The organism is Acinetobacter sp. (assembly GCF_036666595.1).
Taxonomy (GTDB): Bacteria; Pseudomonadota; Gammaproteobacteria; order Pseudomonadales; family Moraxellaceae; genus Acinetobacter.
In genome coordinates this window covers 626,111-645,279 of the sequence record NZ_JAVWVO010000001.1, presented here as the reverse complement: position 1 = coordinate 645,279, position 19,169 = coordinate 626,111, and the positions used below count along the sequence as shown (strand labels likewise).

At 40.5% G+C, this 19,169-nt stretch carries 18 protein-coding genes; 10 read left to right on the top strand and 8 right to left on the bottom strand.

From position 1 onward, the window contains the following. The first annotated feature begins 254 nt into the window (after positions 1 to 254). Positions 255 to 1,364 carry an ATP-binding protein gene (locus RR876_RS03040; RefSeq protein ID WP_332477575.1) on the top strand — a complete coding sequence of 370 codons (1,110 nt, stop codon included), beginning with the start codon at positions 255 to 257 and terminating at the stop codon, positions 1,362 to 1,364. Positions 1,365 to 1,463: 99 nt separating this feature from the next. Further along, positions 1,464 to 2,108 (top strand): hypothetical protein, encoded by a 645-nt coding sequence (locus RR876_RS03035; RefSeq protein WP_332477576.1) that lies wholly within the window; start codon positions 1,464 to 1,466, stop codon positions 2,106 to 2,108. Between the two features lie 46 nt (positions 2,109 to 2,154). On the opposite strand, the gene gatB is transcribed toward RR876_RS03035, so the two are convergent. Genes gatB through gatC form a run of 3 tightly spaced genes read right to left on the bottom strand, consistent with a single transcriptional unit; the run spans position 2,155 to position 5,476 of the window. Continuing rightward, complete coding sequence (gene gatB, locus RR876_RS03030; RefSeq protein WP_332477577.1) at positions 2,155 to 3,630, bottom strand: Asp-tRNA(Asn)/Glu-tRNA(Gln) amidotransferase subunit GatB; 1,476 nt, start codon at positions 3,628 to 3,630, stop codon at positions 2,155 to 2,157. Continuing rightward, positions 3,630 to 5,108, bottom strand: a complete 1,479-nt coding sequence (gene gatA, locus RR876_RS03025) for an Asp-tRNA(Asn)/Glu-tRNA(Gln) amidotransferase subunit GatA (protein ID WP_332477578.1) — start codon at positions 5,106 to 5,108, stop codon at positions 3,630 to 3,632. The genes gatB and gatA overlap by 1 nt, the downstream gene beginning before the upstream one ends. A gap of 53 nt (positions 5,109 to 5,161) precedes the next feature. Further along, positions 5,162 to 5,476, bottom strand: coding sequence for an Asp-tRNA(Asn)/Glu-tRNA(Gln) amidotransferase subunit GatC (gatC, locus tag RR876_RS03020; protein ID WP_004694671.1), 315 nt, complete (start codon positions 5,474 to 5,476; stop codon positions 5,162 to 5,164). Between the two features lie 133 nt (positions 5,477 to 5,609). On the opposite strand from gatC, the gene RR876_RS03015 reads away from it, so the two are divergent. The 6 genes from RR876_RS03015 (at position 5,610) to RR876_RS02990 (ending at position 10,359) form a co-directional block, all read left to right on the top strand. Further along, on the top strand, positions 5,610 to 6,656 hold the full coding sequence (locus RR876_RS03015) for a rod shape-determining protein (protein WP_004694670.1): 1,047 nt from the start codon (positions 5,610 to 5,612) through the stop codon (positions 6,654 to 6,656). Between the two features lie 15 nt (positions 6,657 to 6,671). Then, positions 6,672 to 7,529, top strand: coding sequence for a rod shape-determining protein MreC (mreC, locus tag RR876_RS03010; RefSeq protein ID WP_004694667.1), 858 nt, complete (start codon positions 6,672 to 6,674; stop codon positions 7,527 to 7,529). Continuing rightward, a complete protein-coding gene (mreD, locus tag RR876_RS03005; RefSeq protein ID WP_332477579.1) occupies positions 7,516 to 8,007 on the top strand; it encodes a rod shape-determining protein MreD in 492 nt (163 codons plus the stop codon). The genes mreC and mreD overlap by 14 nt, the downstream gene beginning before the upstream one ends. Further along, the gene (locus tag RR876_RS03000) at positions 7,995 to 8,561 is read left to right on the top strand and encodes a Maf family nucleotide pyrophosphatase (RefSeq protein WP_332477580.1); all 567 of its coding nucleotides are present in this window, start codon (positions 7,995 to 7,997) and stop codon (positions 8,559 to 8,561) included. Before mreD ends, RR876_RS03000 begins: the two co-directional genes overlap by 13 nt. 38 nt (positions 8,562 to 8,599) lie before the next feature. After that, complete coding sequence (rng, locus tag RR876_RS02995) at positions 8,600 to 10,054, top strand: ribonuclease G (protein ID WP_279676773.1); 1,455 nt, start codon at positions 8,600 to 8,602, stop codon at positions 10,052 to 10,054. 131 nt (positions 10,055 to 10,185) lie between these two features. Continuing rightward, on the top strand, positions 10,186 to 10,359 hold the full coding sequence (locus RR876_RS02990; RefSeq protein WP_004981331.1) for a PA1571 family protein: 174 nt from the start codon (positions 10,186 to 10,188) through the stop codon (positions 10,357 to 10,359). A gap of 63 nt (positions 10,360 to 10,422) precedes the next feature. Here RR876_RS02990 and RR876_RS02985 read toward each other — a convergent pair whose 3' ends face one another. Then, positions 10,423 to 11,802 (bottom strand): wax ester/triacylglycerol synthase family O-acyltransferase, encoded by a 1,380-nt coding sequence (locus RR876_RS02985; protein ID WP_332477654.1) that lies wholly within the window; start codon positions 11,800 to 11,802, stop codon positions 10,423 to 10,425. 161 nt (positions 11,803 to 11,963) lie between these two features. Further along, positions 11,964 to 12,698, bottom strand: coding sequence for a phosphoadenylyl-sulfate reductase (locus RR876_RS02980; protein ID WP_078389855.1), 735 nt, complete (start codon positions 12,696 to 12,698; stop codon positions 11,964 to 11,966). Between the two features lie 202 nt (positions 12,699 to 12,900). On the opposite strand from RR876_RS02980, the gene thrH reads away from it, so the two are divergent. Further along, positions 12,901 to 13,518 (top strand): bifunctional phosphoserine phosphatase/homoserine phosphotransferase ThrH, encoded by a 618-nt coding sequence (thrH, locus tag RR876_RS02975; protein ID WP_332477581.1) that lies wholly within the window; start codon positions 12,901 to 12,903, stop codon positions 13,516 to 13,518. 81 nt (positions 13,519 to 13,599) lie between these two features. On the opposite strand, the gene RR876_RS02970 is transcribed toward thrH, so the two are convergent. Both RR876_RS02970 and RR876_RS02965 read right to left on the bottom strand, forming a co-directional pair. Then, positions 13,600 to 14,838, bottom strand: coding sequence for an outer membrane protein transport protein (locus RR876_RS02970; protein ID WP_332477582.1), 1,239 nt, complete (start codon positions 14,836 to 14,838; stop codon positions 13,600 to 13,602). Between the two features lie 329 nt (positions 14,839 to 15,167). Beyond that, positions 15,168 to 16,424 (bottom strand): outer membrane protein transport protein, encoded by a 1,257-nt coding sequence (locus tag RR876_RS02965; RefSeq protein WP_332477583.1) that lies wholly within the window; start codon positions 16,422 to 16,424, stop codon positions 15,168 to 15,170. 696 nt (positions 16,425 to 17,120) lie between these two features. Between RR876_RS02965 and RR876_RS02960 the strand changes: the two genes are divergently transcribed. Then, on the top strand, positions 17,121 to 17,945 hold the full coding sequence (locus tag RR876_RS02960; RefSeq protein WP_332477584.1) for a transporter: 825 nt from the start codon (positions 17,121 to 17,123) through the stop codon (positions 17,943 to 17,945). 101 nt (positions 17,946 to 18,046) lie between these two features. Here RR876_RS02960 and RR876_RS02955 read toward each other — a convergent pair whose 3' ends face one another. Further along, positions 18,047 to 19,066 (bottom strand): AraC family transcriptional regulator ligand-binding domain-containing protein, encoded by a 1,020-nt coding sequence (locus tag RR876_RS02955; RefSeq protein WP_332477585.1) that lies wholly within the window; start codon positions 19,064 to 19,066, stop codon positions 18,047 to 18,049. Positions 19,067 to 19,169: the final 103 nt, after the last annotated feature.

Sequence of the window (19,169 nt, the reverse complement as noted above, 5' to 3'; positions counted from 1 at the left end):
TTTGATGATAGAGGATATTTTTTGATGGTTATGTTGTTTGGGTGTGATGCATTTATTTGGAATAATTATATTTGATAAAAAAATTATAAGTGACTAAATTAACATGGTAATTAGATAACTGGCTTTAACCTTCATTGTATTGTTAAATTATCGCGACATAGCTTTACGCATAGAAAAAATGAGAAGCCATATAATTTTTATATTAACAATATAATTTAGATTCCCTTATAAGCCTAAAAGTAGGAGACATATTTATGGAAATTGAAACAAGTAGTGCTATTAGATTGTTTTTTCCGAATCCGTCTCTTTCATTAGTCTATTTTGAAGCTATCGCGAATGCTTTAGATGCGGATGCTACTGCTATTGAAGTTAAGATTGATATTCACTCTTTTGATAATCCTAAGTCCCTACAGTTAACAATAAAAGATAATGGGCAGGGCTTTACTGATGAAAATTTTAATCGTTTCAAAACTTTACTAAAACCTAGAGACCAATACCATAAAGGTATTGGGCGGTTAGTATTCTTAAATTATTTTTCATCTGTCAGAGTGTCTAGTAATTGGCAGGGAGCTAAGCGTGAATTTACGTTTAAAGAGGGATTTGATGGAGTAGCACCAATTGAAAAAGGTGGAAATTCACAAAATAAGTTAACTACTTTGATTTTTGATGGTTTTAGGAAGGACAAAGTCAAAAGTTATGATGATCTGAAACCACATCATTTAAAGCAACAGATTATTGATCATTTCTTACCAACGCTTAATTCCTTTAAACGTAAGGGGCGAGATTTTAATATAGTTATAAAATTAAACACACATGAAACCAATGCTCAAAAAGAATTTTTTTCACAAGATGTTACTATTTCTAGTGAAGATTTACCTTTAATGACATTGGTTGATTTAGAAAATCATGGTCTAGATTCAATTTCAAAAATTGAAATGTTGTACCATGTTAAAAAAATCAAAGGAAAAGTACCTCCATTCATAGCATTTAGTATAGATGGAAGGACGATACCTATTAATTTAATATCTGAAAGCTCTATACCGTCGGATTTTCATTGCGTATTTTTATTTGAATCTGATTTGTTTCATTCTAAGGAAGATAGTTCTCGGCAGAAGCTATTATTACCTGAAGGAATTAATGAAAAACAGCTATATCAGATATTACGTAAAGAATTGGGTCAAGTTCTTGCTGAGACTATTCCTCAGATTAATGAAATTAATAAGAAAACACAGAAAGAATTTGAGGCTAAGTTTCCGCATTTATTGGGTTTTTTTGAAACTGATACAATTGGTCTTATTGATAAGGATGCGGCTCTTAATGTTGCACAACAGAAATTTTTTCAAATGCAGAAAGAAATCTTGTAGTGTGATCATTTAAGTAATAAAGCTTATGAAAAATCGTTAGAATTGTCATCTAGAACTTTAACTGAGTATATTTTGTATCGTGAGAAGATCATCAACAAAATGAAAGAGTTTTCAGATGAGAATAAAGAGTCGGAAATTCATGATCTTATTGTTCCAAAATTTAGTAAGTATTCTGGCGATCAAGTAGGCTCAAATCTTTATCAAAATAATGCTTGGCTCTTAGACGATAAATTTATGGTTTTTAGAACTATTCTTAGCGAGAAACGAATGGACAAAGTCATAAATGCTATTCGTTTAGATGAAGAGAAGGTAGATGACAATGGGCGTCCTGATATCACTATGATTTTTTCTGCTGATCCACAAGATGTGGAAGCGGTGGATGTTGTTGTGGTTGAAATTAAGAAAAAAACGGATGATGAAAAAGAAAATCAATATGCAGTTAATCAGCTACTTGATCGTGCTGCAAAATTGGTTGAGTTTTGTCCTAAAATTCAACGTGTTTGGTACTATGCAGTTATTCAAGTCAGTAAAACCATGGAGTTACGGTTAAGACAAATGAATTGGTCACCATTATATTCAAAAGGGAAGGTATTTTATCAGGAATATAAAACACCACATCCTAATGGTCATGATGTTCCAACACCGACATTCGTCATGTCCTTTGATGCAATTGTTTCTGATGCTCAAAGCAGAAATCATATATTTTTAGAAGTATTAAGAGACAGCATGAAAAAGTTTTCTTAATAAGAAAACCCGTCTTAAGACGGGTTTTTTTTCAAAACTAATCAGATCAACCAATCAATTTCTTCATCAACTCATTCACTTGAGCAGGGTTAGCTTTGCCCTTAGACGCTTTCATCACTTGACCCACAAGACCATTGAAAGCTTTCTCTTTACCAGATTTAAACTCTTCAACCATCTTCTCATTGGCAGCAAGCACGTCTTTAATAATCGCTTCAATCGCACCCGTATCAGTTTCCTGCTTCAAGCCTTTTTCCACAATAATTTCGTCCGCAGTTTTGCCTTCATCCCACATAAAGCCGAATACTTGCTTCGCAATCTTGCCGCTAATGGTGTTATCCACGATACGCGCAACCATGCCGCCCAGTTTTTCAGCAGAAACAGGAGAGTCTGCGAGTTCTAAGCCTGCTTTATTTAAAGCACCTGAGAATTCGCCCATCACCCAGTTTGCAGACACTTTACCTTGTGCAGCGCCGCCAGCAGCAGCCACAACCACTTCATAAAAGTCTGACATTTCGCGGGTCAGCGTCAACACATGCGCATCGTACTCAGTGACACCAAAGTCCGCTACGAAACGCTCACGACGTGCCGCAGGAAGTTCGGGCAACGCAGCACGAGCTGTTTCAATTTGCGCGTCTGAAATAATCACAGGTAACAAGTCAGGGTCTGGGAAGTAGCGATAGTCGTTCGCTTCTTCTTTCGAACGCATTGAACGTGTTTCCATCTTCACAGGGTCGAATAGACGCGTTTCTTGGTCAATCGTACCATCCCATTCCAAAATTTCCATTTGGCGTTCAATTTCAACATTGATCGCTTGTTCAATGAAACGGAATGAGTTGAGGTTTTTTAACTCGCAACGTGTACCGAACGGTTGACCCGGACGACGTAACGACACGTTACAGTCTGCACGGAATGAACCTTCCGCCATGTTACCGTCAGAAATACCCAACCAACGCACTAAAGTGTGAATCGATTTGATATAAGCCACAGCTTCTTCAACCGAACGCATATCGGGTTCAGACACGATTTCAAGTAAAGGTGTACCTGCACGGTTTAAGTCGATGCCTGACATCCCTTCAAACTGGTCATGGATCGATTTACCTGCATCTTCCTCAAGGTGGGCACGCGTTACGCCAATGCGCTTTACCGTACCATCTTCAAGTTGAATGTCGATATGACCCAAGCCCACAATCGGGTTATCCATCTGGCTGATTTGGTAGCCTTTTGGAGAGTCTGGGTAGAAGTAGTTTTTACGTGCAAACACAGAAGCTTGGTCGATGTACGCATCAATACCCAAACCAAAGCGAATGGCTAAATCGACCACTTCTTTATTTAATACAGGCAGTACACCCGGCATTGCTAAGTCAACTAGGCTGGCTTGCGTATTTGGGTCTTGACCAAATTCAGTTGAAGAACCTGAGAAGATTTTAGATTGGGTCGCCAACTGAGTGTGAATCTCAATCCCGATCACGACTTCCCAGCCATCAATTAATAACGACTTGGGTTTCTTTTGAGCTTGAGCCATTATGCATTCTCCTCAGCAATTGCCGCACGTTTCGTATGCCAATCCGTCGCTTGTTGGTACTGATGTACCACAGACAACAGTTGAGATTCTGACCAATAGTTACCAATCAGCTGTAAGCCCACAGGTAAATTGTCTTTGTCAAAACCAACAGGTGCATTAATCGCAGGAAGCCCCGCAAGGTTAACCGCGATGGTGTAAATGTCGCCCAAGTACATTTCAACTGGAGACAAGTTCGCGCCAATTTTATAAGCCGTGGTTGGCGCAGAAGGTGCAGCAATCACATCAACCGATTCAAACGCTTTTAAGAAATCTTGTTGAATCAGACGACGGACTTTTTGAGCTTTGACATAGTAAGCATCGTAGTAACCCGCAGACAACGCATATGTACCAATTAAGATACGACGTTGCACTTCTGCACCAAAACCTTCAGAACGTGAACGTTTGTATAAGTCCATCAGGTCAACAGGGTTCTCTGCACGGTAGCCATAACGCACGCCATCGTAACGAGACAAGTTTGATGACGCTTCAGCAGGAGCAATCAAGTAATACGTCGGAACATAAGCTTCAGTCATGTTGAGATCAATCTCAACCAAGGTCGCGCCCATGTCTTCTAACTTTTTCAATGATTCTTCAACACGTGCTTTCACGTCTGCATCTAAACCAGCGACATTGAAGTATTGCTTTGGAATACCAATACGTAGACCTTGAACCGCTGTGCCGTTTAGATTCGCCACATAGTCATCAACGTCTTTTTCAACGGATGTTGAGTCTTTTGCGTCATGACCTGCCATCACATTCATGAGGTAGGCACAGTCTTCAGCCGAACGTGCCATTGGTCCGCCCTGATCCATAGACGATGCATACGCAATCATCCCGAAGCGCGATACACGACCATAAGTTGGCTTAAGACCCGTTAAGCCACAGAAGGATGCGGGTTGGCGAATTGAACCACCCGTGTCTGTGCCTGTTGAAAACGGAGCAAGGTCTGCTGCAACCACTGCCGCAGAACCACCTGAAGAACCACCCGGTACGTGTTCTAAATTCCAAGGGTTTTTAGTCGCACCGTAAAAAGGGTTCTCAGAGGTTGAGCCCATTGCAAACTCGTCCATGTTCACTTTACCTAAAGTGACTAGACCAGCGGCTTTGCCTTTCGCTACAACGGTGGCGTCGTAAGGAGAGATAAAATTATCCAACATTTTTGAGCCCGCAGTGGTTTTAATGCCTTGGGTACAAAAAATGTCTTTGTGTGCAATTGGCACACCTGTCAATGCAGTTGCCGTGCCTGCTTTAATTGCAGCATCGGCAGCATCAGCTTGTGCAAGCGCTTGTTCTGCAGTCACGGTTACATAAGCTTTAACTTGTGTATCCAGTTTTGCAATACGCTTTAAATAATGTTCAGTCAGTTCGCGAGATGAAAATTTAGCCCCAGCTAAACCCTCAGAGAGTTCACGAATCGATAAGCGATGTAAATCTGTCATGAGAAATGTCTTTACGTTAATTTTTACAAAATAATGGTTTAACTGAATAGAAATTATTCAATCACGCGAGGAACAAGGTACAAACCGTCTTGCACTTGCGGTGCAATGGCTTGATATTCATCACGATGATTGGTTTCTGAAACCACATCTTCACGTAAGGGTTGTGGGTGATCAAATGGGCTTTTAAGCGGCTCAACACCATCGGTGTCGATGCCTTTTAAGGTTTCCATCATGCCTAAAATTTTATTTAGACTTTGAGCATATTCAGCAGATTGCGTATCATCTAGCGACAATCGAGCAAGATTGGCGATTGCTGAAACTGTTTGTGCATTTAAATCTGCAGAATGCTGTGCATCCGATGTAGACATAACATCACCTGAGTCAGTATTAAAAAATTTCAAAATATCGTGCGTTATAATAAGCGATTGACTTGTTCAAATCATCACATTTAGTTAAAGTTGCCACCTTGCGTCCACATAAAGTTTAATCGAGAACGTCTCCGTGATTCTAAAAAGACTAATTGGCTTGTTTTCGCCCGATCTAGCCATTGATTTAGGTACAGCAAATACACTTATTTATGCACCAGGACGAGGCATTATATTAAATGAACCGACAGTTGTGGCAATTCGTCACAGTGGTTCACAAAAAATCGTTGCCGCGGTAGGTCTTGATGCAAAGCAAATGCTGGGCCGTACACCTGCAAATATCTCTGCCATTCGTCCAATGAAGGATGGTGTGATTGCCGATTTTGAAGTGACCGAAACTATGCTGAACCAATTTATTGGTAAAGTACATGAAAAACGTCTGTTCCCACCTGCACCTCGTGTTGTGGTGTGTGTGCCTTGCAAATCAACTTTGGTTGAGCGTCGTGCTATTCGTGAAGCTGTATTTAATGCAGGCGCACGTGATGTTCGTTTGATTGAAGAACCAATGGCTGCTGCAATTGGTGCAGGTATGCCCGTTGAACAAGCATGCGGTTCAATGGTAGTAGATGTTGGTGGTGGTACAACTGAAATTGCGATTATTTCGCTTCAAGGTTGTGTATATGCTGACTCACTACGTATTGGTGGTGATGTATTTGATGAACAAATCATTAACTACGTACGTAAAGCACATGGTTGCGTGATTGGTGAAACTACCGCTGAAATTATCAAGAAAGAAGTGGGTATGGCTTTACCAGAAGCCGATGCCAAAGCACTTGAAATTGAAGTTCGCGGCCGTAACCTTGCTGAAGGTGTGCCACGTGCGATCACTGTGACTTCGGATGAAATCACGCAAGCGATTTCTGATCCATTACAAAGTATTGTTTCAGCTGTGAAATCTGCACTTGAGCAAACGCCTCCTGAGCTGTCTTCAGACATCGCTGAGCGCGGTATAGTGTTGACAGGTGGTGGTGCATTACTACGTAACCTCGATAAACTTCTTGCACAAGAAACAGGCTTACCTGTGGTGGTTGCAGAAGATCCTCTAACTTGCGTCACTCGTGGTGGTGGTAAAGTTTTAGAATTCTTTGATAATCCAAATCACGACATGTTATTTGTAGGCTAATAAAGGAATCGGCGGGTGCAAACAAATCTGTTTTCCAGACAACCGCCATCTTTTCGCTCATTTATCATTGCAGTGATCACATGTTTGGTCGTGCTGTTTTTTAACTGGCGCATGCCGCATGTGATTCAACCTGCAAGAGATGTCTTGTACGCCGCTTATAATCCAATTTATGCCGTAGCAAGTTATCCCGTGTTATCGCGAGAGTGGCTGAATCAACAAACCAAGTCTGAAGCTCAATTGCGCCGTGAAAATACCGCGATGCAGGCTGAGTTATTGCAGGCGCAGGTGCGTTTACAAAAATTATCTGAATTATCTGCGGAAAATACGCGTTTACGCGGTCTGTTAGATACCCCGTTGATCATTGACGGTCGTATGGAGATTGCAGAAGTCATTGGGACAGATGCTGATCCACTGCGTCATATTATTGTGGTAAACCGTGGTGCCAACAGTCAGCTAAAAGTCGGGCAAACCGTGCTCGATGACAAAGGGATTATGGGACAGATAATCAATGTCTATCCGCATAGTAGTCGCGTCATGTTGCTTTCAGATAAAGAACATTCTCTTTCGGTTCGCTTAGAGCGATCTGGAATGCGTGCCATTGTTTCAGGGACTGGAGATTTGGGTCATTTGAAAATGGAATACGTGCCGACCAGTGCCGAAATCAAAGTGGGTGAAAAAGTGTATAGCTCTGGTTTAGGTGAGCATTTTCCAGCAGGTTATCTGGTGGGCACCATTTCAAAAATCAGTCGTCATAATTCAGGCGAGTTTGCTCAAATTGATGTTGTTCCTGCTGCGCAGTTAGCGGGTGGGCATCATGTCGTTGTGTTATTTTCCGATTCTTTAGCGATGGAGCAACCACATGCCGATCGCTAAACTTCGTGCTGCCAAACAGCGCGATCCCTTATTTCCGATCATTTTTTCTGTGATCATTGCTTCAGTGTTGATGGTCTATCCCTTATCTTATGCGCTCTCTGGCTGGCGTCCATTGTTTATGATGATGGTGATGCTGTTTTGGGTGCTGTGCCAGCCGACATGGAGCGGAATTTGGTTTGCCTTTGCAGTCGGGATTTTTACCGATTTACTGCTCGATGCACCTTTGGGCTTAAACGCGCTCAGTTTTGTTCTGATTACTTTTGTATCCCGTTTTTTAACGCGTGAACGTCGGATTATGACCTTTGCCAATATTTGGGTCATCACCACCTTGGCTGTGGTCGCGCATCTGTTTATTACGTGGATCGCACAAATTATGATTGGGGCACAGTTTTCCCTTGCACGTCATTGGCAACCGCTGTTGAGTAGTGTGCTGACTTTCCCGATGGTCTATTTCATCTTGAAGAAATGGCGCATTTAATTTTAGCGTCCAGTTCGCCCCGTCGCCGTGAGCTGCTTGAGCAGCTCGGTCTAGTATTTGATATCTCTAGTCCAGATATTGATGAATCTGTACAAGCAGGCGAGTCGGTAGCCGATTATGTGGAGCGACTGGCATGTGCCAAAGCAGAGGCTGTACAGCTTCAATATCCTGATGCAATTGTGATTGCTGCCGATACCAGTTTAGGGGTCGATCAAGAGATTTTAGGTAAACCTGAATCTAAGCAGCATGCATTTGAAATGTGGGAAAAAATTTCTGGGCGCAAGCATGATGTATATACTGCGGTTTGTGTTCGTACAAATACGCAAATTTCAAGTATAGTAGTTCGTACTGAAGTCGAATTTCAGCATTTGAGCCCGAATGATATGGAAGCATATTGGGCCACATCTGAACCCATTGGCAAGGCGGGAGCCTATGCCATACAAGGCATTGCAGCACGTTATATTCCACGTATAGAGGGAAGCTATAGCAATGTCGTGGGGCTACCGTTGCATGAAACGGTACAGTTATTACAGGCAGTTAAGGCACTAAATTAACTGTCTCAAAAGATTTTTTATAATGTTTTGAGTTTGTTATGTCTGACGAGTTATTAATTAACGTCACGCCTATGGAATGTCGCGTCGCGTTAATTGAAAACGGCACGGTCAATGAATTATTTATTGAACGTACGGTGAAACGTGGTTTAGTAGGCAATATTTATAAAGGTAAAGTGGTGCGTGTTCTTCCGGGAATGCAGGCTGCTTTTGTCGATATTGGACTGTCACGAACTGCTTTTTTACATATTAATGATATGGTTTGGTCACGTAATCAACCCACGCCGAATGTTTTTGAGCTCTTACAGCCGGGACAAATTCTTACCGTTCAAGTCATGAAAGACATGCTGGGAACCAAAGGGGCTCGGCTTTCAACCGATCTTTCCATTCCTTCGCGCTATTTAGTGATGATGCCTTATGGCAATCATACGGGAGTTTCTCAGCGAATTGAGTCTGAAGCCGAGCGTGATCGTTTACGTTCGATGATTGAGCGTATTCAAGCGGAACACAAACTGCCAGGTTCAGTGATTGTTCGTACAGCCGCTGATGGCATAGCAGAAGCTGCAATTGCACAAGATATGGCTTACTTAGCAAAGCTTTGGGAATTTATTCAGCGTAAACAGATCAGTATTGTTGCGCCATCACTTATCTTTGAAGAACTACCTTTACCTCAGCGTATTATTCGCGATCTTGCGAGTGAAAAGACCGCTAAAATTTCAGTCGACTCGCGTGAAATTCATGGCAAGCTCCAAGAGTTCGTAGAAGAATTTGTCCCGAATATCAAAGAACGTCTCATTCATTATCCGGGTGAGCGCCCAATTTTTGACTTGTATAATGTCGAAGAAGACATTCAAAGAGCACTGCAGACGCGTGTTGCGCTGAAGTCTGGTGGTTATTTGATGATTGACCAGACCGAAGCTATGACTACCATTGATGTCAATACAGGATCATATGTGGGTGGCCGCTCATTAGAAGACACCGTGTTTAAAACCAATATGGAAGCGACACAGGTTATTGCGCGTCAGCTGAGACTACGCAATTTAGGCGGTATTATTATTATCGACTTTATTGACATGCAAGAGCAGGAGCATCGAACTGAGGTCATGACTCAGTTTGAACGGATGCTTGAGCAAGACCATGCAAAAACCAAAATTACACAGGTTTCTGAGTTAGGTTTGGTCGAGATGACGCGTAAACGTACGCGTGAATCATTAGAGCACTTATTATGTGAATCTTGTCCAACCTGTCAGGGACGGGGGTATGTGAAAACAGCTGAGTCTGTATGTTACGAAATCTTTCGAGAAATCATGAGATATACACGAGCGTATCAATCTCAGACTGGCTTTACTGTCGTCGCCCATCCATCGGTGATTGACCGCTTGTTAACCGCAGAAGCGCCAGCAGTCGCGGATTTAGAGCATTTCATTGGTCGTGTGATTAAATTTCAGGTTGAAAATTTATATACGCAAGAGCAATACGATATCATTCTGAGCTGAAATTGTAACAATATATGGTTAAATAGTTGTTACAACTGAAATTTTACTTTCGATCTTAGATTTTTAATACTAGAAACACGGAAATAGCCAAAGCTTATTCTCCCAAATAGGTTTAGCAAATGAGGTGTGATATGGGTGTTAGAGAAGCAATTATTCAACCTAGTTTGAAACATTTATTAGATACGAAAGTAACGCATAATGCGTATATTGTGGATGATCAGGGTAAAGAAGTACAAATTACAACTGCCATGATTCGTACTGCGTGCCATCAATTATTAAAACAATGTCGTAGCATTAAAAACTAAGGGGCTTATCGAAGCCCCTTAGTTTTATTGATTATTCTTGTATTTCTGATTCGTTCTGCGGTATCAACTGACCGCTTGCAACTTTGGGCCTTCGACCCCCACAATCGCTTCAAAGCGTTGAATCTCTTCTTCTAAGTGTGTGAGTAGATTCTGCATCTTCGGCAGTGCATTTCTACAAGCCGTCAAACCCACTTCAAGTTTATCTAAATAACTGGTCATAGTAATGTTGAGTGCCTGACCATCCAAAATGATTGAGGCAGGGTATAGCGCATCGAGTCGTGCTCCATTCCAATACAATGGTTCACGTGGGCCAGGGACATTTGAAATTACCAGATTAAACGCTTGGCGTTTAGGCAGTAAGCCTGAGGCAATGTTGAGACCAGCCGCACTATAAACAAACGCACTATAGTTCAAAATTTGGTTTGAATTCATGCGTTTGAACTTTTCTTTGGCATTTTGCACACTGCGACGAACAATTGCGAGGCGCTCTAATGGATCTTCTTTATGCGTGCCTAAATTTGCCAAAATCATGGTGATACGATTCGACATAGATGAATCGTCATCGCGAACAGAGGCAGGCACCATGGCAATTAAAGGCTTTTTAGGAAGTGCGTCTTGCGATAACAAATACTCACGCAAGGCACCTGAACAAATCGCCAGTACGATGTCATTAATCGTGACACCCAAACTTTTAGAAATATGACGTAAACGGTCAAACTCAAAAGACTGTGCTGCAAAACGGCGCGAAGAGCTAACCCGCTGGTTAAGAATAGAGCTGGGTGCTTGGAAGCTTGAAACATAATCAGGATTACGTCCCATATCTTTCATGACTGTTTGTGACAACTCATACATGACACGTGGCGTCGACTCGAGTTGTCCCATTACGCCATTCATAATTTTCTTAAAGCGACTGACGTTGGCTTCTTTTAAGCGCTTCGCACGAGGGCCTTCAACACACCATGGTGGCACAATACTCTTTGCATTTGGATCTTGTGATAATGATTTTTCCACCAAACGCATACCTGCAATACCATCCACCATCGCATGGTGAATTTTGAAGTACATCGCAAAACGATTCCCTTCAATCCCTTCAATGATATGACACGTCCATAACGGTTTAGCGCGGTCAATTAAACTACTGTGTTCTTGTGAAATATAAGTCAATAATTCACGAATACGCCCTGGTTGTGGGAGAGCGATATGACGAAAATGGTGATCAAGATCAAACTCTTCATCTTCATCCCAAAATAAACCGTTGAGTTTGTTGTTAAATGGAGGTATAGGAATCGATTTTGAATTACGAATATCTGCAACTAAATTTTGAATGAAGCTGGCAGGTGCATTTTCAGGGATTTGAAATAAGAATAGTCCACCGACATGCATGGGTTGCTGGCGTTTTTCAAGTGATAAAAAAATAAAGTCAATCGGATGTAATGGACGCATAGTCTGCATTGCCTCACTGCAATATCTGACCGCTCCTGTATGAGCAATCTTGTTAGAATTATAGAACTTAAACCTAGTATATCGATTTTTTTTAACAATGGGAGCGCTTTGTGTGTATCCATTGGTTGCGAAAAACCACTGCTTTGCAGTGGTTTTAGTCTTTACTTTTTCAAATTACCTGCATGCAGGCCACATTCTTTGTGTGTTGCTTCCTCCCACCACCAACGTCCTTCACGTTCATGTTGGTTTGGTAACACTGGACGCGTACAGGGTTCACAGCCAATAGAAATAAAACCGCGCTCATGCAATGGATTATAAGGTACCTCCATCATGCGGATGTAACTCCACACATCGGCACTGGACCAGTTGGCAAGGGGATTGTATTTAATCAATTGTTTCCCTTCGCCTGAAAACCCAACATCTGCTTGAACAACTGGAATTTCAGTTCGTGTGCCTGGGCTTTGGTCTTTACGCTGCCCCGTAATCCAACCATCTAATGTCGCTAATTTTTTACGTAAAGGCTGAACTTTACGGATACCACAACACTCTTTATGATCATCTTGATAAAAGCTGAATAAACCTTTTTCATTGACCAGTTTTTGAACGGTGTCTGCTTCTGGGAAGCAGATTTCGATATTAATGTTGTAGTGTTTACGCACAGTCTCGATAAATTGATAGGTTTCTGCATGTAAACGTCCCGTGTCTAAGCTAAAGACGCGAAAAGGTTTACCTAAGTTAGCAGCCATATCAATAAGTACGACATCTTCTGCACCTGAAAACGATATGGCAATTTCACCCGTTTGATTCAGTGCGAGTGCTAAAATTTCACTTGGCGATTTATTTGCATATTCAGCTGCGAGAGCATCAACAAGATCAATAGTTGGAATGGTTGTCATGAGTATCCTGGCAATAGGCTTGGAATCTAACAAGACCTATATTACGTTATTTGCTGCGTATTTTAATAGAGTTGAAATCAGCCACTTATCACTAAAAAATAAATGCTTATGAAAAAAATAGATTTAAAAAACAGCAAGGCATTAGACAAATATTAAGCTATGATAGTTCAAAATTTTTCCACGTAAATAAAAGGGAGTATTCATGGAAGTTGTTTGCCTTGATCTAGAAGGGGTGTTAGTTCCAGAGATTTGGATTAACTTTGCTAAAAAAACAGGCATTAAAGCGCTTGAAGCAACCACACGTGATATTCCTGATTATGATGTGCTCATGACACAACGTTTAAATATATTAAAAGAACATGGTTTAGGCTTAAATGATATTCAAGAAGTGATTGCTGAAATGGGACCATTTCCAGGCGCAAAAGAATTTGTTGAATGGTTACGTACACACTTTCAGCTGATTATTTTATCAGACACTTTCTATGAGTTTGCGCATCCTTTAATGCAACAACTGGGCTGGCCAACGATTTTTTGCCATAAGTTAGAAACTGATGAAAAGGGTATGATTACAGCCTATAAGCTGCGCCAACCTGACCAAAAACGTGAAGCAGTTAAAGGATTGCATGGACTAAATTACCGTGTGATTGCCGCAGGTGATTCTTATAATGACACCACTATGCTGGGTGAGGCGGATAAAGGCTTCTTATTTGATGCACCAGAAAATGTGATTAAAGAATTCCCGCAATTCCCTGCAATTCATGGTTATGAAGCTTTAAAAGAGGCCATTCGTAATGCTTCAGTTCGTGATATTCCTGCTTAAGGATAAATAACCAATATCCACCAAAACAAAAAAGGCGCATCTACATAGATACGCCTTTTTTATTGGATCTGATGCTATGGTTTAGAATTTATAACCAATATTTAAACCATAAGCGATCGCATCATTATTAGTGAATTTGCCAGCATTTGAGTGAGCACCTGTTACCGCATCAGCATCGCCTAACCAAAAGTACTTCACGCCAGCGCCAATAAAGTAGTTTTCTGCTGGAGAAAAACGAACACCTGTACCCACACTCCAAAAACCTTCTGTTGGGCCAAGTGTTGTCACAGGGTTACCTGCACCAGAATCCCAACCTACTGATAGATTGCCACCCCAGCGCTCGTTAAATTTGCGACCTACACCAACGGTTGCAGAAATTTGATCTTCTTTATAGTCAATCAGATTAAAGCCATTTGGCTTATTAATCGTTGGGTTTTGACCAACGACTTTTGACAGCTTCGCAAAGTTATATGGTTGTACTTTAAAGTTTGACCAATCGACCCAGCGTACATTTGCGAAAGCAACGGTATTGGCCATAATACCTGTTTGGAAATCGATATTGACAGATTGTGGCGTGGTTAACTTAGTTTCGCCAGAAGATGCATTTAAGGCTGTCATTAATTGATTGAGTTGTGCAGATTGGTCAGGTGCGCCAGGGATTGAAATATATCCAGCTGCACCAAAATTTTCTGAAGCATTCATTTTGTGCTCGATTTCCGAGCGATATGTTACCGATGCTTTAAGCGCAATTTCTGGAATTTGATATGCAACACCTGCTAACCAACCTATAGATTCATCTTCGCCAGTTCTAAAGTCATAACCATTGAATACACTATAAGTTGTACCACGAAGTAAAACTGTACCATCTACAGTTTGGTATACCGCACCTGCATAAAGATTCCAGTTTTCGTTCGGTTGATATCCAAAAAGTAAATTTAAATTTTGAGTGTCAACAATAACAGATGTCCCGCCTTGAAATGGAACTGGGCGGTTTTCAACAAAGTTACTATTCCCAGAATATTCTGCATCTGCACCGAAAGGTTGATCGTAAATAAGACCAACAGAGAAATGCTCCGTTGCTTGAATTTTTAGAGCAGCGTGAGGGAAGTAGTAGTCACTTGCCATGTCCCCAGTATTGTTATTGCTTGTATCTTTTCCTGTTACTTCAGGATCAAGGACCGAAATACCCGCTTCAAAATAATTGCCTGGTTGAAGGAAAGCAGCAATAGATTGGCCTGAGCGATCAAGGCCTGCAGCAAATACTGAAGTTGTTGGAATTAAGCTGAGCAAAATAGCTGAGCGAAGAGCTGTAAGCTTCATAGGGAACATTCCTTGTTGTAGCTTTATGTAAGTGATTGGCACGAAAAGTACCATAAATACAAAAAGAGTAAATGCTCGACTACGCTTGTAAAATGAACTGAAAAGTTAAAAAATAGACTTGTATAGAGTAAAAACACTAAAAAAAGATATTAATTTTATGATTTATATAGATTTATTTTTTCGCACTGAATGATTGATTGAATATTATGCAAAATGTTTAAGTGTTGCTTTGTTGGCCAAATGAATCACAAGTGTATAAAAAAGAGAGTAGATGTCATTGTTGAAAAAGAAAAAACCATCTGCGTAGATGGTTTTTTCAGTATTAGTAATTAGAAGCGATAACCGATTTTTAAGCCATAAGCCCATGCATCGTTGTCTTCGAATTCTGCAACTTGTGCTGCAGTCGCATTACCAGGGATAGAATAAGCACCAGAATGAGCAGTTGCATCCCCTAACCAGAAGTATTTTACACCACCAGCGATAAAGGTTGCAGGCGTTGGGCTATATTGAACACCTAAACCAAGGTTCCAATAACCTTCTGTTGGACCTAGGGTTGAAACAGGGTTACCTGCACCAGAGTCCCAACCTACAGATACATTACCAGCCCATTGATCATTTAATTTACGGCCAACACCTACAGTTGCAGAGATTTGATCCTCAGTATAGTCAACTAAATTAAAGCCCTTTGTATAAGCTCCTTGTGTTACAGCTGTTGAAGCTGCTTCAGCACCTTTACCAAAGGCATATGGGCGAATAGAGAAGTCTTTCCAATTTACCCAACGCACATTCGCAAATGCTACTGTGTTTGCCATGATACCCGTTTGGAAATCTAGGTTAACTGATTGAGGTGTGGTAATTTTTGTTTGGCCTAAACCATTATTCATATTAATAACAGTGCCAGGGTTTGCACCAAGTGCTGCAAGTGAACTTTCGTCAACAATAACTTTATGGTCTATTTCAGAACGATAAGTTACAGAAGCTTTTAATGCAATCTCAGGGATTTGGTAAGCAAAACCAGCTAACCAACCAGCAGCTGAATCTTCACTAATACTGGCATTATATCCACCAAAATTATTAGTTCCGCTATATGCTAAACCACGAAGCTGAACATTTCCTTTAATGGTTTGGTAAACACCGCCACCATAAATATTAAAGTTCTCAGTTGGTTGGTAACCAAGAATCAAACTTAAATTTTGAGTGTCTACTTCAACAGAAGTTGCTTCTTTTCCATCATGAAATAATCCTGATCCATTTGCAGCTAAGGCCGAATCAGTAGTTGAATATGTAGCATCAGCACCAAAAGGTTGATCGTACAGTAGACCAAAAGAAAAATTGTCAGTCAGTTGAAGTTTTAGTGCTGCGCTTGGAAAGTAGTAATCACCAGCCATGTCTGAAAGTGATGAACCATTCGCTTTAGCTTTACCAGCCACATCTGGATCTAATACTGACATACCTGCTTCAAAATAGTTACCTGGTTGCAAGAATGCAGAGATTGACTGACCTGAACGATCTAGAGCAGCGGCAAATGCCCCCGTCATTGGTACAGTTGCTAAAATCATTGCTGTCGTTAATGTCTTTAATTTCATTCTACGTCTTTCCTTGAGGTGCAAATGCAAATGTTTGTTGCTCATTTTGTGTTTATGTTTTTTGGCTTTTGGAGAAGTCGGTTAACCGAAATCATTTGTTACTCCGTGTCACAAAAATAGCACAATTAAAATAAGAGTAAATGCTCTAGATATAACTAATCAGTTCAAAAAGTAATCATAATAGAGTTTTTATACTAAAAAAACACGTTTTTATAACTTAAGTTAATGAAAAATATAAATATATAATTTGAAATATAAAATTTATTTTTTGGTTAAAAATTACTCAATTAAGTGTGGAAATAAATCCTTTTTGTGATGCTTATCACTGTTTTTCTTTGCTGTTTTATAATACAAAACCATATTTTGTAGATCATTTGTCGATTATTCTTTTTTAGAAGATCAAGTATTGTTTTTTACATGATTAATATCATCCGCAACCGAATTGATAATTGTTGCGGTTATATTGCGTTGTGTTATAAAAAATATATAAAAGCTGAATCAAGTGTTAAGAACAAAAAATGGTTAGTTTTAAACACGTGTAGATAGTCATTATGCCGTGCGATCTGTTCTTAATCTTGACTTAAATAAGCTGTAGTTTTGTTATACCGTTTAAGCATAATCTATTAAAAAAGTTAGAGTTTTAGTTCGCTATCTCTCTAGTCTGAACCACAAATGATTATAAGGATGGATAAGTATATGAATAATTTTTCTTTCAACCATCGACCAATAAAAAACCTTCTTCCTCTGAGCGTTTTGGTTTTTTTAGGGATCTCTCAGGCTTATGCAGATGATGGCGCTGATTTGGCCCAACAGCTATCCAATCCTGTCGCCAACTTGGTTAGTGTGCCATTCCAATTAAATTATGATGAAAACATTGGTGCGACTGAAAATATAGAACGTTATCAACTCAATATTCAGCCCGTCATTCCGATTGAGTTAAATGAAAATTGGAATCTGATTTCTCGTACGGTATTACCCGTAAATTACCAAATTTATAATGAAGGTGGCCGTGATGACGATTGGGGCGTGGGTGACATTGTACAAAGCCTATTCTTTTCTCCCTCAAAAACATCGGAGAGTGGGATTACATGGGGCGTAGGTCCTGCCTTGCTCTTTCCAACGGCTTCTGAAAAGGCCTTGGGTGCGGATCAATACGGTGCGGGCCCGACTTTTGTAATCTTGAAACAAAGTCATGGTTGGACATTTGGTGCATTGGCAAACCATATTTGGGGAGTAGAGCATGAAGATGGTGCTGAGGCGATCAGTAGTACCTTTGTGCAGCCTTTTATTAGTTACACTTATCCAAATAGTACGACGGTGGCATTGAATACTGAAACGACATATGACTGGAATGCAGAAGAAGCCACAGTTCCTGTCAATATAACTGTGACTAAAGTGATTCGCCTAAATGGTCAGGCGATTAGTGTGGGCGGTGGTGCACGATATTGGGTTGATGATACTGATAGCAGCCCGAAAGGTTGGGGTGCACGCTTGATCGCATCCTTTGTTTTCCCAAAATAATCAATTGAGTTTGTATTGAATAGAGCGACATGCAAAGGATTCAAACTAGATGTTTGGATCCGTTGGGTACTTTCGATTTAACAAAGTAGCAAAACCAGAAGTCACAGAATATGGCTTCTGATTTTATTTTTTAACTCAGTTGGGGGAACGCCAAACCAGCTTTTAAAGTTGCGACTGAAGATAGATAACTCTGCATAGCCCAACTGTAGAGCAATATCCGTCAAACTCACACTACCTGCATCAAGCATACGAAGAGCTTCTTTTTTTCGGACATTTTCAAGTATATCTCGATAGGTTGTTCCTTGTATTTTTAAAGCGCGCTGAAGCTTTTTCGGATGCATGCCCATACATAGCGCGATATTTTCAATGCTGCAGTCTCCTGTTGCCATCAGCATGCGGACTGAACTCTCTATCAGTGCGGTATTGTCTTCAGTTTTGGTGCTGCTTTGTGTTTCAAGCTGTTGTACGATCAGTTGATTGATGGCATCTTCATTAAAATTATAGGGTTTATAGCTTAAAAAGCTTGCAGGAAAATACAGCGCATCTTCATCGGTTTCGAACTCTACCTGACATGAAAAATGTGCTTGGAAAGTTTGAGCCCCTTTTTGTGGTGCTTTTTGCTTGAAGCAAATTTTTTCTGCATGCCACTGTGGACCAATCAAATCTTTTAAAATATTCGCGACAAGGCAAATGGCCAGTTGTGATTTTTGTGGGACATCGGTGTTGTATTTACTTAAACGCACAAAGTTCAGCTTACAGAGTAGAGCATTATGTTGCGAGACGTGGAAGACAACGCCTTCAGCATGTAAATAGACATATTTTTGCGCCATGCTTAAGGCTTCAAGTATGCTCGTTTGTCGGGACATATAGACGCCAATCAAACCGATTGTGCTAATATTTTGGAGTGCACCGAGTTTTAAACCGAAGCAGTCATCCTGACAAGCTAAGGCCGATTTTTCCAATAAATTTAAATAATGATCATAATGAATAAATGAATCTGGATCACGGAGTAAAGCAGGTAAAATCCCGATCTCTTTCAAGATTTCTATAGGGTTTACGCCATAACTACGGACTAAGTCTTCAAAACCGCCGAGGCTAGCTGCACGAATATAACTTCCCATTACAACATTCCGTGTTGTCCTAAAAGATCAATTTAGTGTCCTAAAAAGTCAAGCGTATTTCAAGTCATTTGTTAAAGTAGGATAAGAGATTATCTTAATCAAC

What these genes read in the sequence shown, in the direction of transcription:
- RR876_RS03040 (WP_332477575.1), top strand. Translation starts at nt 255, where the DNA reads ATGGAAATTGAAACAAGTAGTGCTATTAGATTGTTTTTTCCGAATCCG.
- RR876_RS03035 (WP_332477576.1), top strand. Translation starts at nt 1,464, where the DNA reads ATGAAAGAGTTTTCAGATGAGAATAAAGAGTCGGAAATTCATGATCTT.
- gatB (WP_332477577.1), bottom strand. Translation starts at nt 3,630, where the DNA reads ATGGCTCAAGCTCAAAAGAAACCCAAGTCGTTATTAATTGATGGCTGG.
- gatA (WP_332477578.1), bottom strand. Translation starts at nt 5,108, where the DNA reads ATGACAGATTTACATCGCTTATCGATTCGTGAACTCTCTGAGGGTTTA.
- gatC (WP_004694671.1), bottom strand. Translation starts at nt 5,476, where the DNA reads ATGTCTACATCGGATGCACAGCATTCTGCAGATTTAAATGCACAAACA.
- mreD (WP_332477579.1), top strand. Translation starts at nt 7,516, where the DNA reads ATGCCGATCGCTAAACTTCGTGCTGCCAAACAGCGCGATCCCTTATTT.
- RR876_RS03000 (WP_332477580.1), top strand. Translation starts at nt 7,995, where the DNA reads ATGGCGCATTTAATTTTAGCGTCCAGTTCGCCCCGTCGCCGTGAGCTG.
- rng (WP_279676773.1), top strand. Translation starts at nt 8,600, where the DNA reads ATGTCTGACGAGTTATTAATTAACGTCACGCCTATGGAATGTCGCGTC.
- RR876_RS02990 (WP_004981331.1), top strand. Translation starts at nt 10,186, where the DNA reads ATGGGTGTTAGAGAAGCAATTATTCAACCTAGTTTGAAACATTTATTA.
- RR876_RS02985 (WP_332477654.1), bottom strand. Translation starts at nt 11,802, where the DNA reads ATGCGTCCATTACATCCGATTGACTTTATTTTTTTATCACTTGAAAAA.
- RR876_RS02980 (WP_078389855.1), bottom strand. Translation starts at nt 12,698, where the DNA reads ATGACAACCATTCCAACTATTGATCTTGTTGATGCTCTCGCAGCTGAA.
- thrH (WP_332477581.1), top strand. Translation starts at nt 12,901, where the DNA reads ATGGAAGTTGTTTGCCTTGATCTAGAAGGGGTGTTAGTTCCAGAGATT.
- RR876_RS02970 (WP_332477582.1), bottom strand. Translation starts at nt 14,838, where the DNA reads ATGAAGCTTACAGCTCTTCGCTCAGCTATTTTGCTCAGCTTAATTCCA.
- RR876_RS02965 (WP_332477583.1), bottom strand. Translation starts at nt 16,424, where the DNA reads ATGAAATTAAAGACATTAACGACAGCAATGATTTTAGCAACTGTACCA.
- RR876_RS02960 (WP_332477584.1), top strand. Translation starts at nt 17,121, where the DNA reads ATGAATAATTTTTCTTTCAACCATCGACCAATAAAAAACCTTCTTCCT.
- RR876_RS02955 (WP_332477585.1), bottom strand. Translation starts at nt 19,066, where the DNA reads ATGGGAAGTTATATTCGTGCAGCTAGCCTCGGCGGTTTTGAAGACTTA.